This window comes from Pontixanthobacter aquaemixtae, assembly GCF_009827395.1.
GTDB lineage: Bacteria > Pseudomonadota > Alphaproteobacteria > Sphingomonadales > Sphingomonadaceae > Pontixanthobacter > Pontixanthobacter aquaemixtae.
Window position 1 is genome coordinate 357,361 of record NZ_WTYX01000002.1, and the last position, 24,818, is coordinate 382,178.

General features: G+C 59.0%; 25 protein-coding genes and 1 tRNA gene. 14 read left to right on the forward strand and 12 right to left on the reverse strand.

Going from position 1 to position 24,818, the window contains the following annotated elements:
- The first annotated feature begins 4 nt into the window (after positions 1-4).
- Positions 5-313, forward strand: coding sequence for a GNAT family N-acetyltransferase (locus tag GRI41_RS10690; protein ID WP_202388795.1), 309 nt, complete (start codon positions 5-7; stop codon positions 311-313).
- Here GRI41_RS10690 and GRI41_RS10695 read toward each other — a convergent pair.
- From GRI41_RS10695 to GRI41_RS10715, 5 genes are all read right to left on the reverse strand, one after another.
- Entirely contained in the window at positions 310-1,860 is a 1,551-nt protein-coding gene (locus GRI41_RS10695; protein ID WP_328600552.1) for a PH domain-containing protein, read from the reverse strand. The two genes, GRI41_RS10690 and GRI41_RS10695, sit on opposite strands and share 4 nt — an antisense overlap.
- Before the next feature lie 8 nt (positions 1,861-1,868).
- Positions 1,869-2,339 (reverse strand): PH domain-containing protein, encoded by a 471-nt coding sequence (locus GRI41_RS10700; RefSeq protein ID WP_160604994.1) that lies wholly within the window; start codon positions 2,337-2,339, stop codon positions 1,869-1,871.
- Between the two features lie 48 nt (positions 2,340-2,387).
- On the reverse strand, positions 2,388-3,563 hold the full coding sequence (locus GRI41_RS10705; RefSeq protein ID WP_160604995.1) for an acyl-CoA dehydrogenase family protein: 1,176 nt from the start codon (positions 3,561-3,563) through the stop codon (positions 2,388-2,390).
- Between the two features lie 146 nt (positions 3,564-3,709).
- Positions 3,710-4,615, reverse strand: a complete 906-nt coding sequence (locus GRI41_RS10710; RefSeq protein WP_160604996.1) for a hypothetical protein — start codon at positions 4,613-4,615, stop codon at positions 3,710-3,712.
- Between the two features lie 107 nt (positions 4,616-4,722).
- On the reverse strand, positions 4,723-5,964 hold the full coding sequence (locus GRI41_RS10715; protein WP_160604997.1) for a S8 family serine peptidase: 1,242 nt from the start codon (positions 5,962-5,964) through the stop codon (positions 4,723-4,725).
- Between the two features lie 104 nt (positions 5,965-6,068).
- On the opposite strand from GRI41_RS10715, the gene GRI41_RS10720 reads away from it, so the two are divergent.
- Together GRI41_RS10720 and GRI41_RS10725 are read left to right on the forward strand one after the other, a co-directional pair.
- Complete coding sequence (locus tag GRI41_RS10720; protein WP_160604998.1) at positions 6,069-6,533, forward strand: sigma-70 family RNA polymerase sigma factor; 465 nt, start codon at positions 6,069-6,071, stop codon at positions 6,531-6,533.
- On the forward strand, positions 6,530-7,240 hold the full coding sequence (locus GRI41_RS10725) for an anti-sigma factor family protein (RefSeq protein ID WP_160604999.1): 711 nt from the start codon (positions 6,530-6,532) through the stop codon (positions 7,238-7,240). The genes GRI41_RS10720 and GRI41_RS10725 overlap by 4 nt, the downstream gene beginning before the upstream one ends.
- Positions 7,241-7,416: 176 nt before the next feature.
- Here GRI41_RS10725 and GRI41_RS10730 read toward each other — a convergent pair whose 3' ends face one another.
- The 6 genes from GRI41_RS10730 to GRI41_RS10755 form a co-directional block, all read right to left on the reverse strand.
- A complete protein-coding gene (locus GRI41_RS10730) occupies positions 7,417-7,764 on the reverse strand; it encodes a hypothetical protein (RefSeq protein WP_202388796.1) in 348 nt (115 codons plus the stop codon).
- Positions 7,765-7,948: 184 nt separating this feature from the next.
- Entirely contained in the window at positions 7,949-8,704 is a 756-nt protein-coding gene (locus tag GRI41_RS10735; RefSeq protein ID WP_160605000.1) for a peptidase, read from the reverse strand.
- A 43-nt stretch (positions 8,705-8,747) separates the two neighbouring features.
- Positions 8,748-9,548 (reverse strand): transglutaminase family protein, encoded by an 801-nt coding sequence (locus tag GRI41_RS10740; RefSeq protein WP_160605001.1) that lies wholly within the window; start codon positions 9,546-9,548, stop codon positions 8,748-8,750.
- A 2-nt stretch (positions 9,549-9,550) separates the two neighbouring features.
- Entirely contained in the window at positions 9,551-10,492 is a 942-nt protein-coding gene (locus GRI41_RS10745) for an alpha-E domain-containing protein (RefSeq protein WP_160605002.1), read from the reverse strand.
- Between the two features lie 3 nt (positions 10,493-10,495).
- Positions 10,496-11,908 carry a circularly permuted type 2 ATP-grasp protein gene (locus GRI41_RS10750; protein ID WP_160605827.1) on the reverse strand — a complete coding sequence of 471 codons (1,413 nt, stop codon included), beginning with the start codon at positions 11,906-11,908 and terminating at the stop codon, positions 10,496-10,498.
- 212 nt (positions 11,909-12,120) lie between these two features.
- Positions 12,121-12,195, reverse strand: a tRNA-Thr gene (locus GRI41_RS10755).
- A gap of 312 nt (positions 12,196-12,507) precedes the next feature.
- Between GRI41_RS10755 and gpmA the strand changes: the two genes are divergently transcribed.
- From gpmA to GRI41_RS10805, 10 genes are all read left to right on the forward strand, one after another.
- The gene (gene gpmA, locus GRI41_RS10760; RefSeq protein ID WP_160605003.1) at positions 12,508-13,194 is read left to right on the forward strand and encodes a 2,3-diphosphoglycerate-dependent phosphoglycerate mutase; all 687 of its coding nucleotides are present in this window, start codon (positions 12,508-12,510) and stop codon (positions 13,192-13,194) included.
- Complete coding sequence (gene purE / locus GRI41_RS10765; RefSeq protein WP_160605004.1) at positions 13,194-13,673, forward strand: 5-(carboxyamino)imidazole ribonucleotide mutase; 480 nt, start codon at positions 13,194-13,196, stop codon at positions 13,671-13,673. Before gpmA ends, purE begins: the two co-directional genes overlap by 1 nt.
- Positions 13,673-14,731, forward strand: coding sequence for a 5-(carboxyamino)imidazole ribonucleotide synthase (locus GRI41_RS10770; protein WP_160605005.1), 1,059 nt, complete (start codon positions 13,673-13,675; stop codon positions 14,729-14,731). The genes purE and GRI41_RS10770 overlap by 1 nt, the downstream gene beginning before the upstream one ends.
- Positions 14,732-14,756: 25 nt before the next feature.
- Complete coding sequence (locus GRI41_RS10775) at positions 14,757-15,227, forward strand: dihydrofolate reductase (RefSeq protein WP_160605828.1); 471 nt, start codon at positions 14,757-14,759, stop codon at positions 15,225-15,227.
- A complete protein-coding gene (locus GRI41_RS10780) occupies positions 15,224-16,426 on the forward strand; it encodes a dipeptidase (protein WP_160605006.1) in 1,203 nt (400 codons plus the stop codon). Before GRI41_RS10775 ends, GRI41_RS10780 begins: the two co-directional genes overlap by 4 nt.
- Positions 16,423-17,349 carry a bifunctional riboflavin kinase/FAD synthetase gene (locus tag GRI41_RS10785; protein ID WP_160605007.1) on the forward strand — a complete coding sequence of 309 codons (927 nt, stop codon included), beginning with the start codon at positions 16,423-16,425 and terminating at the stop codon, positions 17,347-17,349. Before GRI41_RS10780 ends, GRI41_RS10785 begins: the two co-directional genes overlap by 4 nt.
- A complete protein-coding gene (locus GRI41_RS10790) occupies positions 17,346-18,398 on the forward strand; it encodes a glycerophosphodiester phosphodiesterase family protein (RefSeq protein ID WP_160605008.1) in 1,053 nt (350 codons plus the stop codon). Before GRI41_RS10785 ends, GRI41_RS10790 begins: the two co-directional genes overlap by 4 nt.
- Before the next feature lie 62 nt (positions 18,399-18,460).
- Positions 18,461-21,340 carry an isoleucine--tRNA ligase gene (ileS, locus tag GRI41_RS10795; RefSeq protein ID WP_160605009.1) on the forward strand — a complete coding sequence of 960 codons (2,880 nt, stop codon included), beginning with the start codon at positions 18,461-18,463 and terminating at the stop codon, positions 21,338-21,340.
- Positions 21,337-21,861, forward strand: coding sequence for a signal peptidase II (lspA, locus tag GRI41_RS10800; protein ID WP_160605010.1), 525 nt, complete (start codon positions 21,337-21,339; stop codon positions 21,859-21,861). The genes ileS and lspA overlap by 4 nt, the downstream gene beginning before the upstream one ends.
- Before the next feature lie 22 nt (positions 21,862-21,883).
- Positions 21,884-22,297, forward strand: a complete 414-nt coding sequence (locus tag GRI41_RS10805) for a DUF3035 domain-containing protein (protein ID WP_160605011.1) — start codon at positions 21,884-21,886, stop codon at positions 22,295-22,297.
- A 269-nt stretch (positions 22,298-22,566) separates the two neighbouring features.
- Here GRI41_RS10805 and GRI41_RS10810 read toward each other — a convergent pair whose 3' ends face one another.
- Positions 22,567-23,877: a hemolysin family protein gene (locus tag GRI41_RS10810; RefSeq protein ID WP_160605012.1), complete on the reverse strand. Its 1,311-nt coding sequence runs from the start codon at positions 23,875-23,877 to the stop codon at positions 22,567-22,569.
- Between the two features lie 208 nt (positions 23,878-24,085).
- Between GRI41_RS10810 and GRI41_RS10815 the strand changes: the two genes are divergently transcribed.
- Positions 24,086-24,778, forward strand: a complete 693-nt coding sequence (locus GRI41_RS10815; RefSeq protein ID WP_160605013.1) for an OmpA family protein — start codon at positions 24,086-24,088, stop codon at positions 24,776-24,778.
- The last annotated feature ends 40 nt before the right edge of the window (positions 24,779-24,818 follow it).

Sequence of the window (24,818 nt, forward strand, 5' to 3'; positions counted from 1 at the left end):
GTTGATGAGCATCGAAGGACTTACGATCACACGCCACGAAGAGCAGAGCAAAGGCGAGTATCACGCGCATATCGAAGGCACCAAGGCGATCGGGCGGCTGACATGGGTTGAACGAGAGATCGCCGGAGAAGTGGTTCGTGTGGCCGAACACACGCTCGTCCCGCGCGCAATCGGCGGGCGCGGTGTCGCGGCAAATCTGGTCGACGAACTTGTCAAGGATGCCCGCGAGAACGGGTTCAAGATTGTTCCGCAATGTTCCTATGTCGAAAAGAAATTCGACCAGAACCCGGCATGGTCCGACGTGCGAGCCTAGGGGGTTAGTTCGGAGAAATCCGTCCCGGCGATGCTGCCCAGAATTGCCGATCTCAGCGCACGGGCGCGCTCAAGCGGCAGGCCTTCGACTTCCAGCGTGCCGCCCGCCAGCCCCAACTTCAATGTCGCATAGCCACGCCGTTTCGCAATCGGACCCTGTATGATCTCGACAGATTGCAATTTCACTCGCGAGGCAACATCCAGCTTGGGCGCAAGCCAGCCGCGTTTGACGAAGAAATATTGCGCGCCGAGCGCGTTGAAATCGAACCGCCACAAGAACATCTGCCGCAAGGCAAACAGGCCTCCTGCAGCCAGAGCAATCAGCGCGAATGCCGGTGATGCCGCATTGCTGATCGTCAGCCCCGTGGCCAAACCGATGGCAATCACAAGGAACACGGCAAATTCGATAATGGCGCTGTCGGTGCGGAATTTGCGGCTGCCGCGATGCCAATCGGTGCCCTCGGACGGATCAAGCGAAAAGCCCGCCGCTTTGGCGATGGGCCGCAATTCGCCGACTTGCGCGAAGGGCGCGACATCGTGGCTCGCCGCCCCGCTATCCTGTGCCAGGCTGACAACTTTAAGGCCATGCCAGCCGAACCGGCGGCGCAGAAAGCCTGTACCCATTTTGAGCGCCTGCACGCGGTGGACCGGCATTACGACATCGGTTTTGGTCAGCAATCCGCGCCGACGGCGAAAGCCCTTCTCCGTGCGCTCAAGCCTGAAACCCCAATCGCGCAAGAATGTCCGGACAATGCCCGTGATCGAACCGACGATAACCAGCGTCACAAGGCCCGAGATTACACCCAATATCTGCGCCACGGGTCCCAGATTGGCGAGCCAGCTTCCCGGTCCTGCGATCCAGCCGGCCCAGAAATCTGGATCGGTCAGCTCGATCGAAGCAAAGGTTTCTACATATTGGAAAAGACCGGCCAGCACTGCGAATACGGCCAGCGAGAATTCAAACAGGCCGAATGTCAGCAGGCGTTTTCCGTTCATGGCGAACAAGATTTCGGCCGGCGACTCTACAACGGCATCGACTTCGTCATCGGCTGCACTGGCAACCACGCCATCTTTCCGCGCTTTGACCACTTCGCGCAGACGTTCGCCCTCCGCCTCCGCCAAATAGCTGAGCGCGAGCTCGTCTTTTCCCCCTGCGCCGGTTTCAAAGCGGACCTGCACCAATCCCAGAATGCGCGGGATCAAGGCTTGCTCAAGGCTGACATCCTGAATGCGTTCGTATGGGACCGATCGCGCCGCGCGCGACAGGATGCCGCTTTCGACGCGGATATCGGTGTCGCCCACAAGATAGGTGAAGCGCCGCCAGGAAAAATAGGAAAGCCCCGCGGTCAGCAGCGCTACGACAACGCCGATTCCCAAAGCCGCAAAGATAGCCCAGGGGAATTCCCGCATTGCAAAATAGGCGGCGACCATCGGGAAAATCGCATTTTGCAAGCCTTGTACCGCCTTGACCGCAAAGCTGAGCGGATGCGTTCTTAACGGCTGCGCGGCGTTGTGGGTTTCGGGCAATGTTTCGTGGGGGTCGCTCACCGGCTCGTTCACACCATTTCGCGCTTGATATGCCCGCGGATGGTTTCGCGCATCGCCAAAGCGTCTTCATTTGCGAGGCCGGGAAGATGCACCGACGCGTTGTGCGAACCGGCGGTATGCAGCGTCAGCGTGGCAATCCCATAGGCGCGCTGCAGCGGTCCCTGATTGACATCAATATGCTGGACCCGGCCAAACGGGACCACCGTGTCCGAATTGAACAGAATGCCCTTCACCACGCGCAGCCGGTCGTCACCCATATCATATCCGCGCGCGTGATAGCGGCGCAGCGGAATGCGGATAACAAGGAACGCTGCAACAAGGAAAACCGGTACCACAAACACGCCGAAAGGCAGGATTTGCACCGCTTCGAGCACAATAGAGCCGATAACAAACGGCAGCGCTGTCAGAAACGCGACTATCCGCGTGACTTTCACATGATTGGGATGAAGCGGGGTGAGATTCTCTTCGTTTTCGTCCATGGTGCTTTAGATGGATAATACGCTTCGGCTTGGCAAGGCTTTACCCGATCACTTGGCGCGTTGATTGAACCGGCGACCGATCATCGAAGCGGTGATATTGCTTTTCTGCACATCGGTGGTGCCGCCAGCGATTCCCCATGCAAAACCGTCTCGCAGACGCTGTTCCATCGGATATTCCTTCGAATAGCCATAGCCGCCCATCACTTGCACGCCGAGCGAAGTTACGTCGCGGACCATTTCGTTGGAGAAGCATTTGGCGAGCGAACTTTCATAAACGGTGGGCAGGCCATTGCCGGAATTCGCCGCGGCCCGCCAGATCAACAGCCGCGCAGCATCGACTTGCATGGCCATTTCGGCGAGCTTCATTTGCACCGCCTGAAAATCGACGATCGGCTTCCCGAATGCCTCGCGCTCCTGCGTGTAATCGAGCGCATCTTCGAGCGCCGCCGCCGCTACTCCCAATCCCATCGTTGCATTGCCGCAGCGCTCCAGCCCGAATGCGCTCATCAGCTTGCCGAAACCACCTGCGCCGACGATCAAATTTCCGGCAGGAACGCGCACATCGTCGAGGAAAATATCGGCCGATGGAATTCCCCTGAAGCCCATCAGCTCTTCGGGTTTGCCGAATGATACGCCATTGTCATTCTTACCGACCAGTACGGCACCAATACCCTTGGCGCCTTCAATGGGCTTTCCCCCTTCGGTGAAACGGCAATAGGTTATGTAGTAATGCGAATGCCCAGCACCCGAACTCCAGCGCTTTTGCCCATTCAGCACGATTTCCTCGCCGTCCACAAGCGCCGTCGTGGTGAGATCGGTAAGCGCCGTTCCTGCCCCCGGTTCGGACATCGCCACCGCGACAATCTTCTCTCCCCGGATCACTTCGGGCAGAATGGCGCTCTTCAACGCGTCGGACCCGAATTGTTCGATAGTCCGCACCGGTCCGGTCAAAGCCTCGAACACCGGAAACGCCACCGCGACAGAGATTTGCGCAAATTCTTCCAGCACCAGCAGGGCATCAAGATGGCTTAGCCCCATTCCGCCATATTGTTCGGGCAGATTGATCCCGAGAAATCCCATTTCGCCATAGCGCCGCAACATGTCATCGGGGACGGGCTTGTCATCGCGTTCGAGCTCGCGTGCCAAATCGGGCAGTTCCGCCCGCGCAAATTTGCGCGCCGCTTCCTGCAATTCACGCTGTTGTTCGCTCAAACCAAAATGCATCGAAATCTCCCATATTGAGGGAGATACGCTGCCCGAAGCTTGGGGGCAGCGCAAGAGAGCGGGCGCTGCTCCAGCGCGCCGATTGCAGATACGAAAAGAGCACCCGGATTGGAGGGTCCGGATGCTCTTCCCGTTGGTCCGCTGTCTTACTTCGCAGCGGTATCGCTATCCGGCTGCTGCATTTCCGGTTCGTCAGCATTGTTGCTGGCTTCGGCCTCGCCAGAACCCATCACCAAGGCGTTTCCGCTGGTCGAGAACTGGTTGGCAGGAACAAGCGAACGCGTGCCATTTGCTTCGACCAGGACTTGCTGCACCTGACCGCGGCCATTGGCGATAAGCTCGCGGACCTTGCCAATCCGCTGTCCGCTGGGCGCAATAACAGGCATGCCCGGCGCGACACCGAAAGCGCCCTGGCCATTGGCGGCACTGCTTCCGGCCACCGCCAGCGGCGATGACATCAAGCTGCCATTGCCGCTCGCTTCACCCGAACCTTCGCCCGATGCGCCGGCAGATGTTGCAGCGCCAGCAACGCCGCGCGCCTGACCAACAGCAGATCCGGCGACGCTGCGCGTTGTGCCGATCGCACCGCGCGCTTGCGAAACACCGCGATTTGCCGCGCCGCGCACAGCATCGGTGCCAATCAGCTGCGCTTCTGCGCTGCCATTGCCCGAAGCTTCGGCGTTACCCGACGCGGTCGCGCCCGAAGTGGTCATGGGAATGCTTGCGAGCTGCGAAACGCCGCCCGTCAATCCTGCGTTTGCGTTGCCATTGGCACTGGCCCGGCCATTGCGGGTGTCCACGCTTTGATTGGCATTTGCGTCCGCTTCGCCCTGGGCTGCAGCGCGCGTGGTGCTTTCGACCGAATCGGTTGTTGTGCGCACCGTGCGTTTAACCGTGCGAACCGGAGTTGCCGTGTCGATGCCCGAGGTAATCGACCCGCCGAGGCCGCCGCCCAAACCGCCGCCAAGGCCACCGCTGCCGCCCAGCAATTGTGCCTGCGCGGGAACCGAGATGAGTGTGAGTGCCGATGCGGCAAAAAGTAGAGCTTTCATGGTATGTCCTTCCTTCAAATCACAGCGGGTTTAGTCACCGCTCAAGGACACAACGGATCGGGTGTCTGGTTTAATCCATCCGGCCGGAAACTTTTTGTGAGGCGCGCTTATTTTTGCGCGCAGCCGCCGCAAACCAGGCCGTTGCCATAAGTGGCATCGGGGCCCTTTTTGCCCAGATCAACCGCTTGCGCATTGAGAGTCCCGCGCCAGCTTGTCCCGCGCGACAGGGCGGCCGCGACCCGCGCGGCGACCAGGGGGGTTGCAAAGGACGTACCGCGAACCTTGATCCGCTTCCCCTTGGCATTGATCGCATAGACATCGGCCCCAGGGGCAGCATAATCGAGATGCAGCGCGCGGCCCGCCTCGATCAAGGCACGATTGCGGCGGTCCACACCGGTCACCGCAACCACACCCGAATAGGAAGCGGGATAAGCGGCCGGGGCGGCAGGGCCATCATTGCCCACTGCAGCGACAACGACGACACCCTTGCGCTGCGCTGCGCTGATCGCGCGCTGCACAACCGTATTGCGCGGCCCAACCAGGCTGATCGTGACAACACGGCTGCCTTTGGAAGTGAGCCAGCCCAGCCCGCGCGCTATGGCGAGCGCGTTGCCGCCGGCGCGATCGGTCCCGTAAACATCGGCGACATGGATGGTTTGCACGCCCGTTTTCCTGAGCAAAGACGCAACCGCGCTGCCGTGATTGCTGGGCACCGGCGCGCCTTCGGCAAATCCGCGTGTCGAAACAACGGGCACCGATGAGCCGGCGGCACCGTCGATCACGCCCACGGGAACCGAAATGCTGGAGGCTGCGGCGCGCGAGGCAGTTGCCGCATTGGCGGCCACCGCGGTGCTGCCTTGGGTGAAATGCAGATTGTCGGCCGAGACATCCGCCGATGGCATCAGAGTGGCCAGCGCAGCTTCCGCTTCTGCCAGTTTCATTGCTTTTGGCACCGAAAGCCGCACTACCGAAAAATCGAGGCCTTCGATCTGTTCTTCGCCCAGCAATGCGAAGCCCGCGGCTTTTGCGCGCGCAATCTCGGCGGTGGTGACGCCCATGACCAGCAATTCACCACGCCGTGCGGGCGCGCCTTCTGCATCCAGTTCAATGCTATCGCGATTCTTGCGCACGAGCCGGTTGATGTCGCGCAATCTCTGCTCCGCCAAGCGTTCAACCTGCGCGAGCGTGCCGCGCTCCAGATCCGAAACCGAATTGGTCACAGGGCGCAGCACGTCTCCGGCACCGGGCACACCAACCGGCGGCAGACTAAGCTGCGCGGCTACTGGCGCAGCGCCGAGCACCACAAAGGCTGCCAGCGCAAACAGATGTTTGAGATTGAAACGGGCCATAGGTTCTTTTTTCCATATTTTGCATTAAGCATGGATGAAACGAACCGGGTCATCCGTTTAATCCATGGAAGGCAAAGACACTGAGTAACCGTTTCGAGCAGGATATGCTTGCGATATTGCCCCGGCTGCGTCGTTTCGCAATCGGGCTGTCGGGCAATCCGGCAGACGGGGATGATCTTTGCCAGATGACAATCGAGCGCGCGCTGACCAATCGCGAGAAGTGGCAGGAAGGCACGCGGCTCGACAGCTGGATGTACCGGATTATGCGCAATATCTATATCGATGAAGGACGGGCCAGCACGCGCAGGGTCCAGACCTTTGTAGACGAGGAAGCAGGCCTTTCGGTCGGTGCCGATGGCGGGCAGGAAGCCCAGGTCGAATTGACCAATGTCGACCGCGCTATGGCAAAGCTGCCCGAAGATCAACGCGAAGCCGTGCTGCTCGTGATGGTCGAAGGCTATGCCTATAAAGAAGCCGCAGAGATTGTCGGCTGCCCGGTCGGCACGCTCAATTCGCGGCTGGTGCGCGGGCGCGATGCGCTGATGGAAATTCTGGGAGACGGATCATGATGATCACGCCTGAAGAACTCGCTGCTTTTGCCGATGGCGAAGTGACCGGCGCACGCGAAGCGGAAATCGCCGCGATGGTCGATGCCGATCCAGAGCTGGCGCGCAAAGTGGCCGCGCATAAAGCGCTCAAGGATCAGCTGGGCGCGCATTTCGCGCCGATTCTGGAGCAGGAACTCCCCGAAAACCTGACTGCGCCGCTCAAGAGCGAAGCCGAAATTGTCGACTTCCAGGCTGCCAAAGACGCGCGGACGCCCAAGGCAGCGAATGATGACAACCCCGCGATAAAACGTTGGGGCCGGTTCGCCGGACCAGTGCTGGCGGCATCGCTGGCGGTTGCGATATTCTTGCCGCGCGGTGGCGACGGGGCAGAAGACTATGCCGATGTCCAGCTGGCGGCCGTGCTCGACAGTCAACTGGTTGCCGAACAAGGCAGCAATGCGGACACGCGGATATTGCTGAGCTTCCAGAATGACGATGGCGAATTTTGCCGTGCATTCAGCGGCGCCGACGCGTCGGGCATTGCTTGCCGCGACACCGAAGGCTGGCAATTGCGCCACTCGGGCGGCGCGGGCGACCAACAAAGCACCGAATTCCGCCAGGCAGGCAATGAAGATGCCGATCTGATGGCGATTGTACAGGAGATGGCAGCCGGACCGGCGCTTGACCAGGACCAAGAAGCGGCAGCGAAAGAGAAGGGCTGGCAGTAAAGCCGGCCCGCTTTTGCAAGAGAGCTGGCCAGAGGACCTTGGATACTTAAGTTCCCGCCAAAGAGGGCGGGACTCGCGTTTGTGAAAGCGCATCTATCCATCAACGCCTTTACAGCGCGCACAAAAAAGGGCCGGCGCATTGCCGACCCTTTCCCGCCCAGGGGGGCTGTTCGGATTTAACCGACGGTCACCGAACCCATCCGGTAACCGCGCTCTGCCATTTCCTTGACATAGTGGCGGCGCTCTCCGGCCAGCTCGAATGTATATTCTTCCCACGCATCGCGAATATCTTCGATGTCGCTGGCACGATTGAGATCGCTTGCCAGCTCTTTTTGCGCTTCGTTGATATCGCCGCGGTAGTCGAACCAGAAACGGTTTTCGATACCTGCAATGGGGCTGGTGATGATTCGCTTTTCCTCTTCGCGGGCCAGCGCTTCTTCGGCCAGCAGAGGTGCGGTAGCATTGGCCGTGATCGACAGCGTGCCGATTGCGACAGCGAGAGTGGCTGCGAGTGTCTTTTTCATAATTCGTCTCCAATTGCTGATCTGGGCCGCGATTTGCCGGCCAGTCACAGGGGAAACGAGCGCCACGCGGAATTTAATCCGGCGCAATCGCGAAATTGTGAAAAATTTTCTGGAATTGATGGTGCTGCTAGGGAGAATTGAACTCCCGACTTCGCCGAAGGCGAACGGGCCTATGCCATACGCGCTAAGAGTTCGGCATGTCAGCTGAACCGAAATGAAAATCCGGCAGCGAATCGAACGCCTTGCGCAGAGCCTCTCCCCAACCAGTCGAAATCTGCTGGAAATAAGGATCGGAACGCTCGACGCGCTGCTGTGCTGTGATTGCGAAACTGTCCGTCGCATAAGCTTGAACATCGAGCGGCAAATCAACCGCCAGATTCGCCCTGATTGTCGAATCGAAAGAAACGAGCATCAGTTTGACAGCATCCTCAAAGGACATTTCTGGATTAAACGCCCTCACCAAAATCGGCCTGCCATATTTGGTTTCACCGCTCTGGAAAAAGGGCGCATCATCGCTCGCCTCGATGAAATTTCCTTCGGGATAAATCAGAAAAAGTCGAGGTTCGCTGCCTTTAATCTGGCCGCCGATAATCAGCGTTGCGCCAAAGGGCGATGCAGCCTCTTGGCCCTCAGGTGCAAAGGTCTTCACAACTTCGCGCAAAGTTTCTCCCACAATCGTAGCGACCTGGAACATCGAAGGTGCTTCGAGTATGGAGGGGCTACGATCTTCTGGTGCTTTGCTGCGTTCATCGAGCAAACTGACAACAGCCTGGGTCGTCGCGAGATTGCCTGCGGACAACAACGTGATCACGCGCTCGCCGGGCTTTTCCCAGCTCTTCATCTTGCACACTTGCGAGACATCATCGACGCCCGCATTTGTGCGAGTGTCAGACATGAAAACGAGACCCTTATTGAGCCGAAGCCCGATACAATATGTCATTATCTAATTACCCAGCGGTCGCGCATCATCCGCGCCGTGCGAATTACTGCTGAACCTGCAATTGAACAACCATATTCTCTTTGGCGTTGCCGTATCGCATACCTGATATCGGCGAGGCATCTCGATAGTCGAGGCCGGTTGCGACACGGATATAGCGCTCATCGGGGGAATAGCCGTTTGACACATCAAACCCGACCCAGCCGATTCCGCCAAAATGAGCCTCCGCCCAGGCGTGAGTTGCGTCTTGATCGATCCGGTCATTCATCATCAGATATCCCGACACATATCGCGCCGGGAAACCCAATTTCCGCATCGCTGTCAGGAAAATATGGGCATGATCCTGACAAACCCCGCCGCCTGCGTCCAACGCACCTTCGGCAGTTGAATCGGCATCGGTCCGGCCGACTAAATAGGGAACCCGCTCAACGATCAGCGCCGATAAACGGTGAGCTTTTTCAATGTCGTCGCTGTGATCACTGCCAAGTTGCTCGATCAGAGCGGAAATACCCGCGCCGCCCTGCGTCAAATCGGTTTCGCGCTTGAAATTCCAAAGCGGCATATAGCCATTGTGTGGGCCGACGACGCCCGAAGCCTCGCTAACTTCGATTTCGCCATCGCAGCTTATGGCGATCTCGCTCCCGCCTGGATCAATACTGATCAATTCGACATGGTTATTGTATTGATCCGTGAATGCGAGCTCCTTCTTGCCGCCTTCAATCGTCAAATCCCAGCTGAGCGCCTTCTGCCCGTCCCGCTCCATCGGCGTGAGGCGGACTTGTTGCAGGCCGTAATCAACCGGCACGTCATATTGATAGTGTGTTGTGTGCTTGACAGAGAGCTGCATTGTTATCCCTGAAACCGGTAATCTTGTTCGATTTGCGTTGCGAGCTGGCCATTCTGCATCGTGAATTGTTCGATAAACTCGTGCAGCCCTTGATCGAAGATTTCGTCAATAGTGCTTTTCTGCAAGCGCTCGATAGACGCCTTTGCGGCAACACAACTAGCGTGATTCTCACCGTAGTCCTGTTCTAGCTTAGCGAGATTGTCCGAGATCTTCTGACTGCAGAAAATCAGGGACCGCGGCATATTTTGGTAAAGGATCAGGAACTCCGCAATATTGGACGGGCTGATCTCTGCGCCATTGAGCCAGCGATAGGCGCGCTGCGCGGAAACTGACCGCAAAATCGTTTCCCACTGCATTACGTCGAGCGCCGAGCCGACTTGCGCAATCGAGGGCAGCAGCAGGTAGTATTTAACGTCGAGAATGCGCGCAGTATTGTCCGCTCGCTCGACAAATGTACCCAAGCGAATGAAATTGAAGCCGTCATTGCGAAGCAGCGTTCCCTCCGTAGCACCGCGCACCTGCGCGCTCAGCCGCCGAATGGTGGCCAATGCGTCGGGCAAATCCTGCTCATTAACCGGAGAGGACAATATCTGCTTCAGAGTCATCCAACTTTCATTGGTCGCTTCCCACACTTCACGGGTCAGCGCGGTGCGCACCAACCGGGCATTGTCTCGCGCCTGTTTCATCGTCGAAATGACGCTTGAAGGGTTGGCTGGATCGCGCAACATGAAGTCGACCACTTTGGCCGATTCATAATCATCGTGCTGGCCATCATACCCTTCGAGCGAACCAGCTGTTGTTAGAATCGACTTCCATTCCGATTTGGCCGTTGCCGAGCGGGTCAAGGCGATCCGAAAGCCGGCATCGAGTAGCCGGGCATTGTTTTCGGTGCGCTCAAGATACCGGAACATCCAGAACAGACCGCCTGCTGTTTTTCCTAGCATCGTCTATTCCTCCAGCACCCAAGTGTCCTTGGTGCCGCCTCCCTGACTACTGTTTACCACCAGCGACCCTTCGGTCATCGCAACCCGCGTTAGGCCGCCCGGTGTAATGTCGATCCGTTCCGGCGAGACCAGTACAAATGGCCGCAGATCGACATGCCGCGGCGAGAGGCCCTTCTTGGTGAAAATCGGCACAGTGGAGAGCGCCAATGTTGGCTGCGCGATGTAGTTGGGGGCGTTGTCGATTAACTTGGCTCTGAAGTCCTCAACCTCTTTCTTGCTCGCCGCCGGACCGACCAGCATGCCATACCCGCCCGATCCGTGGACCTCTTTGACAACAAGTTCAGCGAGATTGTCGAGCACATATTGCAATTGATCAGGCTCGCTGCAGCGCCACGTCTGAACATTGTTCAACAGCGGCCTTTCTCCGGTGTAGAATTCCACGATGTCGGGCATGTAACTATAGAGCGCCTTGTCGTCGGCAATCCCGGTTCCTGGGGCATTTGCAATGGTGATGCCACCAGAGCGGTACACATCCATGATCCCGGGCACGCCAAGCATTGAATCAGGATTGAAGTTCATCGGGTCGAGATATTCGTCATCGACCCGCCGGTAGATAACATCGATTGGCGTGTAACCCTGCGTCGTTCGCATCGTAATCCGCCCGTCAACGACGCGAAGATCGTGTCCTTCAACAAGTTCGGCGCCCATCTGGTCAGCCAGATAGCTGTGCTCGAAATAGGCCGAGTTGTGGATGCCCGGGGTCAGGACCGCGACCACTGGTTTGCCGGTGCACGCGTCTGGCGCAGACGCGGCGAGCGAACGGCGCAAATTGGTCGGGTAATCGCTAACCTGTTGGACTGCGATTCGTGAAAACAGCTCGGGAAACATCTGGAGCATCGTCTCGCGGTTTTCGAGCATGTACGACACGCCCGAGGGCGTCCGGGCGTTGTCTTCCAGAACGAAGAACTCGTCGGGCCCGGTGCGCACGATATCGGTGCCCACGATATGGGTGTAGACTCCACCCGGCGGATTGACGCCCACCATATGCGGCAGGAACGCGGCGTTATTGGCAATTAACTCGGTCGGAATGCGGCCCGCCCGCAATATTTCCTGCCGGTGGTAGATATCGTGCAGGAACGCGTTGATCGCGCGCACACGCTGCTCTATCCCGCGCGAAAGCCTTCGCCACTCGGACGCAGAAATAATTCTCGGGACCACGTCGAAAGGAATAAGCCGCTCGTCGGCATCCTCTTCGCCGTAGACGTTGAAGGTAATCCCTGTAGTCCGGAAAAACGCTTCCGCCTGGGCGGACTTTTGCAGAATGCGGGCCGGATCTTCATTATCCAACCAGCCCCCATATGTGGAAAATGGCTCTCGAACAGAGCCGACATGCGCGCTCTTGTTATCAGTTAGCATCTCATCGAAAAAGTCGATCACCTAGCCCCTTTTTAATTTAGTTGGCCAATAGTGTTCCCTGCGATCAAATGACGAGCCTGCTTTTCCGGTCTCGCTTTCAGCCCCGTTTTCGACGTGGCCGCATATGCGACATAGATCAACTCAGCGAAGTTGGGAAGAGCGAGCAAAATCGCTCGGTTTGTCAAGTTGTCACGGCGATTCGATGGAAGTGATGGTGCTGCTAGGGAGAATTGAACTCCCGACCTCGTCATTACCAATGACGCGCTCTACCACTGAGCTACAGCAGCGCTCCGATCAAGGCGCGCGCTATTGTCGCCGCGCCGTGCAAAGTCAAGCCACAGTTTATAGCGGGGCTTGAGCAGAAGCGCCAATAGCGGCAATAGGTTTCGGTAATGTCAAAGCCCGATCCAAAAACTGCGCGGGAAGAGCGCCTCGCGGCCAAGCTGCGGGAAAATCTGCGCCGCAGAAAGGCGCAAGCGCGTGAAATGGGCGGTTCTGGCAAAGAATCTCTTCCCAAAAGCAGCCTTTCCAAATCACGCGGGGAAAGCTAACGCCAAGCGCTCCCAAACGCACATCCATCTGCTGAGGAGCAGTCTCCCTTGCCTACACTCATTCTCGTCCGCCACGGCCAAAGCCAGTGGAACCTCGAAAACCGATTCACCGGATGGTGGGATGTCGATTTGACCGAGAAAGGCGTTGCCGAGGCAAAAGCCGCCGGCGCGCTGATGGCAGAGAAGAACGTGCTGCCGACAACATGCTTCACCTCGTTCCAGACCCGCGCGATCAAGACGCTCAATCTGGCGCTGGAGGAAATGAACCGTCTGTGGCTTCCGGTCACCAAGGACTGGCGGCTCAACGAACGCCATTATGGCGGCCTGACAGGCCTCAACAAGCAGGAAACGCGCGACAAGCATGGCGACGAGCAGGTCCATATCTGGCGCCGCAGTTTTGACGTCCCGCCCCCGCCAATGGAAGCGGGCGGTGAGTATGATCTTTCAGCCGATCCGCGCTATGCCGGGATCGATATTCCCAATACCGAAAGCCTCAAGCTGACAATCGAGCGTGTTCTGCCATATTGGGAAAGCGATATTCTGCCCGTCCTCGCAAGCGGGGAAACGGTGATAATCTCGGCCCATGGCAATTCGCTGCGCGCTTTGGTGAAGCACCTTTCGGGCATTTCGGACGATGACATTACCGGCCTGGAAATTCCCACAGGGCAACCGATTATTTATGAATTTGACACGAATATGCAGCCGGGCGAACGGCGCTATTTGAAGGATATGTGATGGCAAAAGTTGCTATCGTTATGGGCAGCCAGTCCGACTGGCCGACAATGAAGAATGCAGCCGATGTGCTGGGCGAGCTGGGCGTCGAAACCGACGTGCGGATCGTTTCGGCGCACCGCACGCCCGACCGGATGGCCGACTTCGCCAAAGGCGCGGCGGATGAAGGGATCGCGGTCATTGTCGCAGGCGCGGGCGGCGCGGCGCATTTGCCGGGAATGATCGCAGCGATGACACATCTTCCGGTGCTGGGCGTGCCCGTCCAGTCGAAGGCCCTGTCGGGGCTGGATAGCTTGCTTTCGATTGTCCAGATGCCCGCAGGTGTACCCACCGGCACATTGGCGATCGGAGAGGCGGGCGCGACCAATGCCGGATTGCTGGCTGCATCGATACTGGCCGGAAGCGATGCGGATCTGACCGGTCGCCTCAAGGCGTGGCGCGCGGCTCGAAGCGATGCCGTGGCGGAGCGGCCAGTCGACTGATGATCAAACCCGGGGGGACAATCGGCATATTGGGCGGCGGCCAGCTCGGACGGATGACGGCAATATCCGCCGCGCAGCTTGGCTATGACTGTATTACCTATGCGCCAGAGCGCGACAGCGTGGCCGCTCAGGTCAGCAATGATTTCTTCTGCAACAGGTGGGATGATCGCGCAGCGCTCGCTGCCTTTGCCCTGAAATGCGACGTGATCACTTGGGAGTTTGAAAACGTCCCGGTCGAACCGCTGGCGCCGATCGAGAACCAGATATTCCCGCATCCGCGCGCGCTGGAAACCGCGCAGGACCGGCTCAACGAAAAACGCTTTGTCGATCAGCTAGGCGGCACGCCCGCAGCCTATGCAACGGTGGATTCGCGCGAAGACCTGTTCGCCGCGATCGAGCGGATAGGCACGCCGGGGATCCTCAAGACCCGCCGCGATGGATATGACGGGAAAGGCCAGTGGCGGATCAATTCCGCGCGCGATGCCGAAGGGATGCGTCTGCCCGATACGCCGACAATCTACGAAGGGTTTGTCGATTTCTTCGCGGAATTCTCGGTCATTCTGGTGCGCGCGCAGGACGGCGAAGTGCGCTTCTGGGATAGCGCGGAAAATGTCCATGAAGGCGGAATTTTGGCGACCTCTACCGTTCCGGCGAGCGAGCGGGTTGCAGAACAGGTTGGGCCTGCGCGAAAGCTTGCGGCGGCTGTTGCCCAGGCGCTCAACTATGTCGGTGTTCTGACATGCGAATTCTTTGCCACTGCCAATGGCCCGATTTTCAACGAAATGGCGCCGCGCGTTCACAATTCGGGGCACTGGACCATCGAGGGCGCAGCCACCAGCCAGTTCGAAAATCACATCCGCGCGATTGCCGGATTGCCGCTGGGCGACACGGCAACCATCGCCCCGCGGGTGGAGATGCGCAACATCATCGGCAAGGATGTGCACACCGCGCAAGAAATGCTCTCCGAAGCGAGTATGCATTTGCATCTTTACGGCAAGAGGCAGGCTCGCGACGGACGCAAGATGGGGCACGCCACGAAGCTTGTGTGGGACAGCTAGGGTGGCTCAAGCGAGCGGCACTTTCATGATCTATGCACGCGCCAGCAATGGCGTGATCGGCAAAGACGGAAAGATTCCGTGGCATATTCCCGCAGATCTCAAGCGGTTCAAACAACTGACAATGGGCCATGCGATGATCATGGGGCGCAAGACTTTTGAAGGTTTCCCGTCGCCGCTTCCCGGGCGCCGCCATATTGTTCTGACTCGCGACAAGGAATGGTCCGCGGATGGCGCGGAGCCGGTCTATTCGCGCGCCGAAGCGCTGATGCTTGCGGGGAAGGACGCGATAGCGATCATCGGCGGAGCGGAAATCTATCGGCTGTTTTCCAAAGAGGCTGACCGGATCGAAATGACCCAGGTTCATGCCGAATATGACGGCGACACATATATGGATGCGCCCGATGCCCCATGGTCGCTTGCTGCGCAGGAAGACCATCCGGCGCAGGGCGAGCGCCCGGCCTTTTCCTATCTCACTTACACGCGAGACCCGACATGAAAAAAATCCTGCGCATTCTCGCGCTGTTGCTGCTTGTCCTTGCGGCGGCCTTCTTCCTGTTCGCGCCGCGCTATTTCGACAGCACCATGAATGTGGTCGACGGCAAACCGCTCGATCCGGTGAGCGAAGAGGCCAAAGCGCTGCACGCCACGCTGACCATCGTCGATCTGCATTCGGACACGCTGATGTGGAAGCGCAATCTGCTCGATTCGGTTGATTACGGCCATATGGATTTGGGCCGGCTCAAAGACGGCAATGTCGCGCTGCAGGTCTTTTCCAGCGTCACCAAGACCCCGAAAGACCAGAATTACGACAGCAACAGCGCCGAAGGGGACAATATTACCCTGCTGGTGATCGGGCAGCTGCAACCCACGCATACGTGGAATTCGCTGCTGCAGCGATCGCTCTACCACGCGAAGAAGCTGGATGACGCGGTCGAGCAATCGCCGGAGCAATTGCGCAAAGTGAGCGGTGATCCCGAGCTGACCGATCTGCTCGCTTTCCGCAGCAAAGCGGAGGACAAGCCCGTCGGCGCGCTGCTGAGCATTGAGGGATTGCACAATCTTGAAGGCAAGGCGGAAAATCTCGATGCGCTTCATGATGCGGGTTTCCGCATGGCGGGCCTCACCCATTTTTTCGACAACGAACTCGCCGGATCGATGCATGGCGAGAAGAAAGGCGGCCTGACACCCTTTGGTCGCAAGATCGTGAAAGCAATGGAAGCCAAGGGAATGATCGTCGACATTGCTCACCTAAGCAAAACGGCGACCGCAGAATTGCTGGCGATGGTGACGCGCCCGGTGGTGTCCAGCCATGGCGGCGTGCAGGCGACATGCGGGGTCAATCGCAATCTGACCGATGACGAAATCCGCGGAGTGGCCGAAACCGGCGGGGTCATCGGTGTCGGCTATTGGGAGGGCGCGGTGTGCGACACCTCGCCCGCCGCAATCGTCACTGCGATGAAACATATTCGCGATCTGGTGGGCGTTGAACATGTCGCACTGGGCAGCGATTTTGACGGCACCGTCACAACGCGTTTCGATACGACGGGGCTGGTCCATATCACCGACGCGCTGCTCAAGGCCGATTTCAGCGAGGAGGAAATCCGCGCGATCATGGGCGGCAATGCGATCCGCGTGATTTCCGAAGGGCTGAAGCCCGCATCCGCGCTGCCCAAAGAAACGGATACGGCCGAATGAGATGGCTCGACCACCGCGAACCGGTTCCCGAATCGCTGCGCGGGGCAGTGGTTGCGCTGGGCAATTTTGACGGATTTCACAAAGGGCATCAGGCGGTCGCGGGAGAGGCAATCCGCTGGGCGCGCGAGGAAGGCCGGCCGTCGATTGTTGCGACATTCGATCCGCATCCGGTGCGCTTTTTCAAACCCGATGCCGAACCGTTCCGGCTGACCACGCTCGAACAACGGCAGGAACTCTATCTCGAAGCGGGCGCCACCGCGATGCTGGTGCTGCATTTCGATAAGGCGCTGGCTTCGACCACGGCCGAGGATTTTATCGGAGACCTTCTCGCCAAACATCTGGGCGTGGCAGGCGTGGTCACCGGCGAAGATTTCACTTTCGGCAAAGCGCGCGGCGGCAATGCGCAGGTGCTGGCCGAAGTCGGCGCGCAGCATGAAATCCGCGCGCGTACAATCGGCCCGGTCGGCGATTCCGATGAAGTTATCTCTTCGAGCCGCATTCGCGAGGCGCTGCGCAATGGCGATCCGCAGGAAGCCGCACGCCTGCTGACCCGCCCTTTCGCGATCCGCGGAATTGTCGAGCATGGCGACAAGCGCGGGCGCGAAATCGGCTATCCCACCGCGAATCTATCCATCGAAAGCTATTTGCGGCCCAAATTCGGGGTCTATGCGGTGACCGGGCGCATCCTCGCCACCGGGCAGGAACTCAAAGGCGCGGCCAATATCGGCATCCGCCCGCAATTTTCCCCGCCCAAGGAATTGCTCGAGCCCTATTTCTTCGATTTTTCCGGCAATCTGTACGGGCAGGAAGTCGAGGTCAGCTTTCACCACTTCCTGCGACAGGAAGCGAAATTTGAAACGATGGATGCGCTGATGGAGCAGATCGACCGCGATTGTGAAAAGGCAGCGCAGATACTGGCATGAAAATCTGGCTGACGAGAATCGGCACATTTGCCGCCATCGCATTTCTGGTCCTGACCGTGATGAACGCCAGTTGGCTGGCAGACACACCGGGCGGTTCGGTCAAACTGATCGCACATCGCGGCATATCGCAACATTTCGACCGCGCCGGGGTGGAGCAAGACACCTGCACCGCCACGCGAATCGAACAGCCAGTGCATGAATTTGTCGAGAATACGCGATTCGGTGTGGTTCGCGCCGCACGGCTGGGCGCGGAAATGGTCGAGATCGATATTGCCCCCACCGCCGATGGAGAGCTGGTCGCGTTTCACGACTGGACGCTCGATTGCCGCACCGATGGCACGGGGCCGGTGCGCGAGGCTACGCTGGCTGAACTGCAAGCGCTTGATGCAGGGTATGGTTACACCGCCGATGACGGCAAAACCTTCCCGCTACGCGGCACCCCCAACAGCCGGATCCAATCGATCAAAGAGATTGTGCGTTACCTGCCCGCGGGCAAACGCGTGATGTTCAATTTCAAATCGGCCGCCGCAGCAGAGGCGGATATGCTCGCCGCCGTGCTGAAGGATCTTGGCCGCGATCCGGTTGCAGAAGGCGATTCTTTCTACGGCGATGCGCCCCCCGTCGCGCGTATTCGCGAGCTGTACCCCGATGCCTGGGCGTGGAGCCCCGAAGCCGCCAAGCAATGCACCAGCGATTACATTGCCTATGGCTGGACCAGCATCGTTCCGGCAAGCTGCGAGAACGGAACGCTGATCATTCCGATTAACCGGCAATTCCTGTTTTGGGGCTGGCCCAACCGGCTGACCTCGCGAATGGCCGAAGTGAATGCGCGCGTGATCGTGACCGGCCCGCATGTGTCGAACGAACTCAATACCGGGCTGACGCTGCCCGAACAGCTCGGCGACATTCCGCGCAGCTTTAATGGCTATGTCTGGGTGGACGACATCTGGACAATTGGCCCCGCGCTCTACCCCGATCGCGATTTGCGCAGCGCAGACGACATTGCGAAGGCCAATGCCGGGCTGGAGCGCCGTCGTGAAAGGCAGTGAAACCGGCGTGACACGAAAGCGCTCTTCCCCCGCGCGACGCTTTCCTTTAACGGCGCTCGGTAATGACTGAAACGCGTGACTACAGACCCACGGTTTTCCTGCCGAAAACCGACTTCCCGATGAAAGCCGGCCTTCCGCAGAAGGAACCGGGAATTCTGGCGCGCTGGGAAGAGATTGGCCTGTACGAAAAACTGCGTGCGGCGCGTGAAGGCCGCGAGAAATTCATCCTGCATGACGGCCCACCCTACGCCAATGGCGATATGCATATCGGCCATGCGCTGAACCATGTACTGAAAGACACGGTGGTGCGCACGCAAAGCCTGCTGGGCAAGGATGCGCCTTACGTTCCCGGCTGGGATTGCCACGGCCTGCCGATCGAATGGAAGATCGAAGAACTCTACCGCAAGAAAAAGAAGAACAAGAACGAGGTCGAGCCTAAGGAATTCCGCAAGGAATGCCGCGACTATGCGCAGAAATGGGTCGATGTTCAGCGCGAACAGCTCAAAAGGCTGGGCATCGGCGGTCGGTGGGACAAGCCCTATCTGACAATGCGCCCCGAAGCCGAAGGCGCGATTGTCGCCGAGTTGCACAAATTCGCCGAAACCGGACAGCTCTATCGCGGGGCCAAGCCGGTGATGTGGAGCCCGGTCGAGGAAACCGCACTGGCCGATGCCGAGGTTGAATATCAGGACCTGACCGACAGCCCGCAAATCGATGTGGCGTTCGAGATTGTCGAATCGCCGATTGAGGAACTGGTCGGCGCGCATGCGGTGATCTGGACGACCACGCCGTGGACGATTCCGGTGAACCAAGCTTTGGCTTATGGGCCGGATGTTAGTTACTGGTTAGTCCGAGCGAACGACGGGCGAGACTATCTTGTCGCTTTCAAGTTAGTGGAAGATTTTCTCAAGCGTACGGGATTGAATTTTCGCGACAGCGGCGACTCGATTCCAAACACCGATTCTGAACTTGCCGCATTTGTTGGCAAGCTACACTTCAAAGGCTCCGACCTAGCCGGAACAGTCACGCGCCACCCGATGCACCGACTCGGCGGGTTCTACGCCAAGCCGCGTCCGCTGCTGCCCGGCGATTTTGTCACCACCGATAGCGGTACGGGCATCGTCCATATGGCGCCCGATCACGGCGAGGACGATTTCGATCTGTGCCGCGCGCATGGGATTGATCCGGTCTTCGCGGTGATGGGTGACGGGCGATATCGCGATGACTGGCTGTGGCTCGGCGCGGATGATGTTGACGCCGATGGCAAGGAACGCCGCCGCAGCGTGATCAACAAGCCGTTCAATTCGCCCGAGGGTCCGATCTGCTCAGACCTGCGCGAAGCGGGCGCGCTGCTCTCGGCCAGCGCCGATTATGCGCATAGCTACCCGCATTCATGGCGGAGCAAAGCCAAGGTTGTGTATCGGTGTACGCCGCAGTGGTTTATCGCGATTGACGAAAAGCTCGGGCATATTGACGGCGCGCCGACCTTGCGGGGCCGGGCGATGGAAGAGATCGCGAACACGCGCTTCGTCCCCGAAAAGGGCCGCCGCCGCCTCAGCTCCATGGTCGAAGGGCGCCCCGACTGGCTGATCAGCCGTCAACGCGCATGGGGCGTGCCGCTGGCGTTGTTTGTCCATCGCGAATCGGGCGAATTGCTGGTCGACCCAGAGGCCAATGCGCGCATCCAGCAAGCCATCGCAGCCGAAACCGTCGATGCTTGGGAAGAAGCGCGTGCCGCCGAATTCCTCGGCCCCGATCGCAATCCGGACGATTACGAGATGGTCACCGACATTCTCGACGTATGGTTCGACAGCGGATCAACGCATGCATTCGTGCTCGAATCGGATGAATGGCCCGAACTGCAATCGCCCGCCGATCTTTATCTGGAAGGCAGCGACCAGCATCGCGGCTGGTTCCAGTCGAGCCTTCTGGAAAGCTGCGGGACGCGCGGGCGAGCGCCGTATAAGGCAGTTCTGACTCACGGCTTCACCATGGACGCCAAGGGTTTCAAACAGTCCAAATCGCTGGGCAACACCACCGATCCGAACAAGGTGATGGAGCAATTCGGCGCGGATATTATCCGGCTGTGGGCGCTGAGCGTCGATTTCACCGAAGATCACCGGATCGGCGATGAAATCCTCAAAGGCGTGGGCGACACATATCGCAAGCTGCGCAATACGTTCCGTTACCTGCTCGGCGCGCTGGGTGATTTTGACTACGATAAAGAGGCGGTGAATTTCGCCGATATGCCCGAACTGGAGCGCTATATGCTCCACAGGCTGTCGCTGCTCGACGCGAATCTGCGCCGCGCGATCGACGATTTCGATTTCAACGAATATGTCCGGGCGCTGTCCGAGTTTACCAATGAAGACCTGTCGGCATTCTTTTTCGATGTGCGCAAGGACCGGCTTTATTGCGACGATCCGAAAGGGCTGGAACGCCGCGCTTATCGCACCGTGCTCGATATCCTGTTCCAGGCGCTGATCCGTTATATCTCGCCCGTGCTGGTTTACACAGCGGAGGAAGTCTGGAGCACGCGCTTCCCCGACCGGGACAGCATCCATCTGGAAGAATTGCACGTGCTCCCCGGCGAATGGCCCGATGAGGCGCTGGCCACCCGCTTTGACGCGTTGCGCGAACTGCGCGAAACCGTGACCGAAGCGATTGAGCCGCTGCGCCGCGAAAAAACCATCCGCTCGGGTCTCGAGGCCGATATCATCGTTCCCGAAAGTGCAGTCCCCGCGGGCTTTTCCGATGCCGAGCTTGCCGATCTGTTCATCACCGCGACAGTCACTCGCGGCCAAGGGGATGGCGTGACAGTCTCGCGTACATCCGATCATAAATGCGGCCGCTGCTGGCGTTTGCTGCCCGAAGTCACCGAGGATGGTGCACTGTGCGGGCGCTGCGACGGCGTTGTCGCTGAAATGGATGCCAACGCATGACCAATATTCTGACCAAGCCGCGGCTGATCGGCCTCGTTGTTGCAATGGCGATATTCGCCGCCGATCAATGGCTGAAGGATTACGTGCTCAACACGCTGGGCCTGAATCAGGAAGGGCAAAGCGTCGAGATCCTGTCGTTTTTCAATCTCACTTTCATCAAGAACCCCGGCATTTCGCTGGGCATGTTCGAAGCGACATCGCCCGAGATGCGCTGGCTATTGGTGGGGCTGACCGCGCTGATCGCACTGATCGTGTTTGTGTGGATGATGCGCGAGAAAGCACTTGGCGATATTCTTGGCCTTTCGCTGATCCTTGGCGGTGCGCTGGGCAATATCGTTGACCGGTATAATCTGGGCTATGTCATCGACTATGCGGATCTGCATTTTGGCGATTTCCGACCCTTCCTGATTTTCAATGTTGCCGATGCGGCTATCACCATCGGCGTTTTAATCATCCTTGCCCGATCCTTCTTCGTCCGCGATAAGGACGAAAGTGAGACCAACGAGACGGCGCCCGCGTAAAACGGCCCCGTGGAGAGCGAATATGCGTAAGACCCAAACGATCATCCTACTCGGCGTAGCCTGCACTGTCCTGACAGCATGCGGCGCCGGCGGCGGCATTCTGGGCCGTGAACGTCCTGACGAATTTGCCGTGCAACGTCAGGCACCGCTGGTCGTTCCACCCGATTTCAGCCTGGTCCCGCCCGCGCCCGGTGCGCCGCGCCCGACCGAAGGCACCGCAGCCGAACAAGCGCTCGAAGTTCTGTTTGGTGGCCCTGCCCCGCGCAGCGCAGTTGAAACAAGCGCGCTCGATCGCGCAGGCACTTCTGCGCCCGGCATCCGTTCTACCGTTGGCGATCCGGAGACAAACAATGTGGCCAAGGGCCGCGTAACCCGGGACATTATCGCAGCACCCGAAGGTGACGGACAGAATAGCCAGGCGGTGATTCCCGGGTAACTGCGTTACCCGGATTTCTTGTTTTAGCCCCTCAGTCGCCGGGCGGGACGCCTCCGCGTCCCTTGGCTACCTCGCATAAGCTCGCGCGCGCGGTCCGTCCTGCGGCGGACCGGACCATTCCAAGCCATCAATCTTTCTTTGTTCTGAACCCTGGTCGCGGCAGCCAGAGGGCGACCGCCCGACGGCCGGTTAGGCCGGAAGCCTAAGGGAGCGGATGCGACCGCCGGCGCCTGAGGCTAAACAGACAAACGCGCCCGGCGACTGAGGGCCTAATCAAGAGCCTCTTCCTCCACCCTACTGACCAGCAGTTTGTCGATCTTGCGCCCGTCCATATCGAGCACTTCGAAATTCCACCCCTGCTCTTCGAAGCTCTCGCCTTCGAGCGGGAGCTTCTTGATCACTGACAGAATGAATCCGGCGGCCGTCGCAAATTCACGGTCGGGGCCATATTGCAGCCCCAGCCGCTCAGCCAGATCGTCAGCCGACATGCTTCCGGAAACCAGCAGCGATCCGTCCGCCCGTTCGGTGATTGCAGGGGCATCGCCTTCATCCTGATCGCTGACAAACTGGCCGACCAATGCGGTCAGCAAGTCCACCGGCGTTACGATCCCATCGAGATGGCCATATTCGTCATGCACCATGGCCATCGCGATTTCGGCCTGTTGCAGAGTGCGCAGAGCATCCATCGCGTCGAGCTGATCGGGGACGATCTCTGCCTTCTTCATCAGCCGTTTGAGATTCACTTTTCTGCCCGCGACCATCAGCGCCAGCACTTCGCGGACTTTGATCACTCCCAAAATCGTATCGGGCGACCCCTCGGCAACAGGCAGCAAGGAATGCGGGCTGTCATCGATCACCTGGCGGATTTCATCCTCGCTCGCGCCGATATCGATCCAGTCAATCTCGGTCCGCGGCGTCATCACTTCGCGCACAGGCCGTTCGGCGAGCCGCACCGCGCCGGACAGGATCTGGTGCTGTTCCGCCTCGATCACGCCCGAATGCGTTGCGTCGGCAAAGATCATATGTAGCTCTTCGGCGGTGACCGAGGATTGACCGCCCGGACGCACGCCGAATAGGCGGATCAGCAATCCGGAAGAGGTGTCGAGCACCCACACCAACGGGGCCGCGATCTTCGCCAGAAACGCCATCGGGCGCGCCATGACCAGCGAAATCGGCACCGCTGCGCGCAGCGCCAATTGCTTGGGCACCAATTCGCCCACCACCAGGCTGAAATAGGTGGTCAGCGCAATCACCAGCGCAAAACCGGCATCATCGGCATAGCCTTCCGGTATCCCCCAGAATGCCAGCCGTTCGCCAACCGGTTCCCCCAGACTGGCGCCGGAATAGGCGCCGGCAATGATCCCGATCAGGGTAATTCCGATCTGGACGGTGGAAAGAAACTTGCCCGGATCCGCCGCCAGCGACATCGCCAGTTTGGCCGATACGCTGCCTTTGTCCGCGGCGCTTTGCAGCTGCGTTGTGCGCGCGGATACGATCGCCAATTCGGACATCGCGAAGATGCCGTTCAATACGATCAAACAGCCGATAATGATCAGGTCAGGCCAAGGAAAAGGTGTCACCGGCCCGCGCTAGCACAAAAGCGGCCCTGCGCCATCCCGCGCGTGCAGGATTACGCGCCTCTTTCCGCAACACGTCAAAATGTAAAAGGTTGTGGCAGGCTGGACCCGGGAACTGTCTCGTTCCAAGATGGTTAAGGTTGGAGAGCCGTAAATGCATGCACTCTGCTGCAATGTGGCAAGAGATGAACTTACAAGGAGGGGAAACCCCATGAAGAGCCCACGGATTATCGTATCAAGCTTGGCGGCATTGTCGCTGGTCACCGTTTCAGGCTGTGTGACCGATCCCAATACCGGAGAACGCAAAGTTTCGCGCACAGCCATTGGCGGCGTTGGCGGTGCGGTGCTTGGCGGCCTGCTGGGCGGTGTGATCGGCGGCAAAACCGGGCGCATTATCGGCGCCGGTGTAGGCGGCGTGGCCGGCGGTGTTGTCGGATACAAGATGGATCAGCAGATCAAGGAACTTCGCGAACAAACTGCCGGAACAGGCGTGGATGTGACCGAAGTCGATGGCGGCAGCGCAATTTTGGTCAATCTGCCCGATGGCGTGACCTTTGACGTCAACAGCTACACAATCAAACCGGCATTCCGGACGACTTTGGACAGCGTTTCGAACAGTCTGGTGCAATATCCCGATAGTCTGATCGACGTTTACGGCCATACCGATTCGAGCGGATCGGACGCCTACAACCAGCGCCTGTCCGAACAACGCGCCGAAGCGGTGGCCAATTACATGTCATCTCGCGGCGTCAGCTCGGCCCGTATTCGCTGGCAAGGTTTCGGCGAAACAGCGCCGATCGCAGACAATGCAACGGCGCAGGGCCGCGCGCTTAACCGCCGCGTCGAAATCAAGATCATCCCGATCACGCAGGAAGATGTCGAAGCAGCGCAGCGCGCGCAGTAAGCATCACCACTTGTGGAATTGCGAAAGGGGTCGGCTGCGG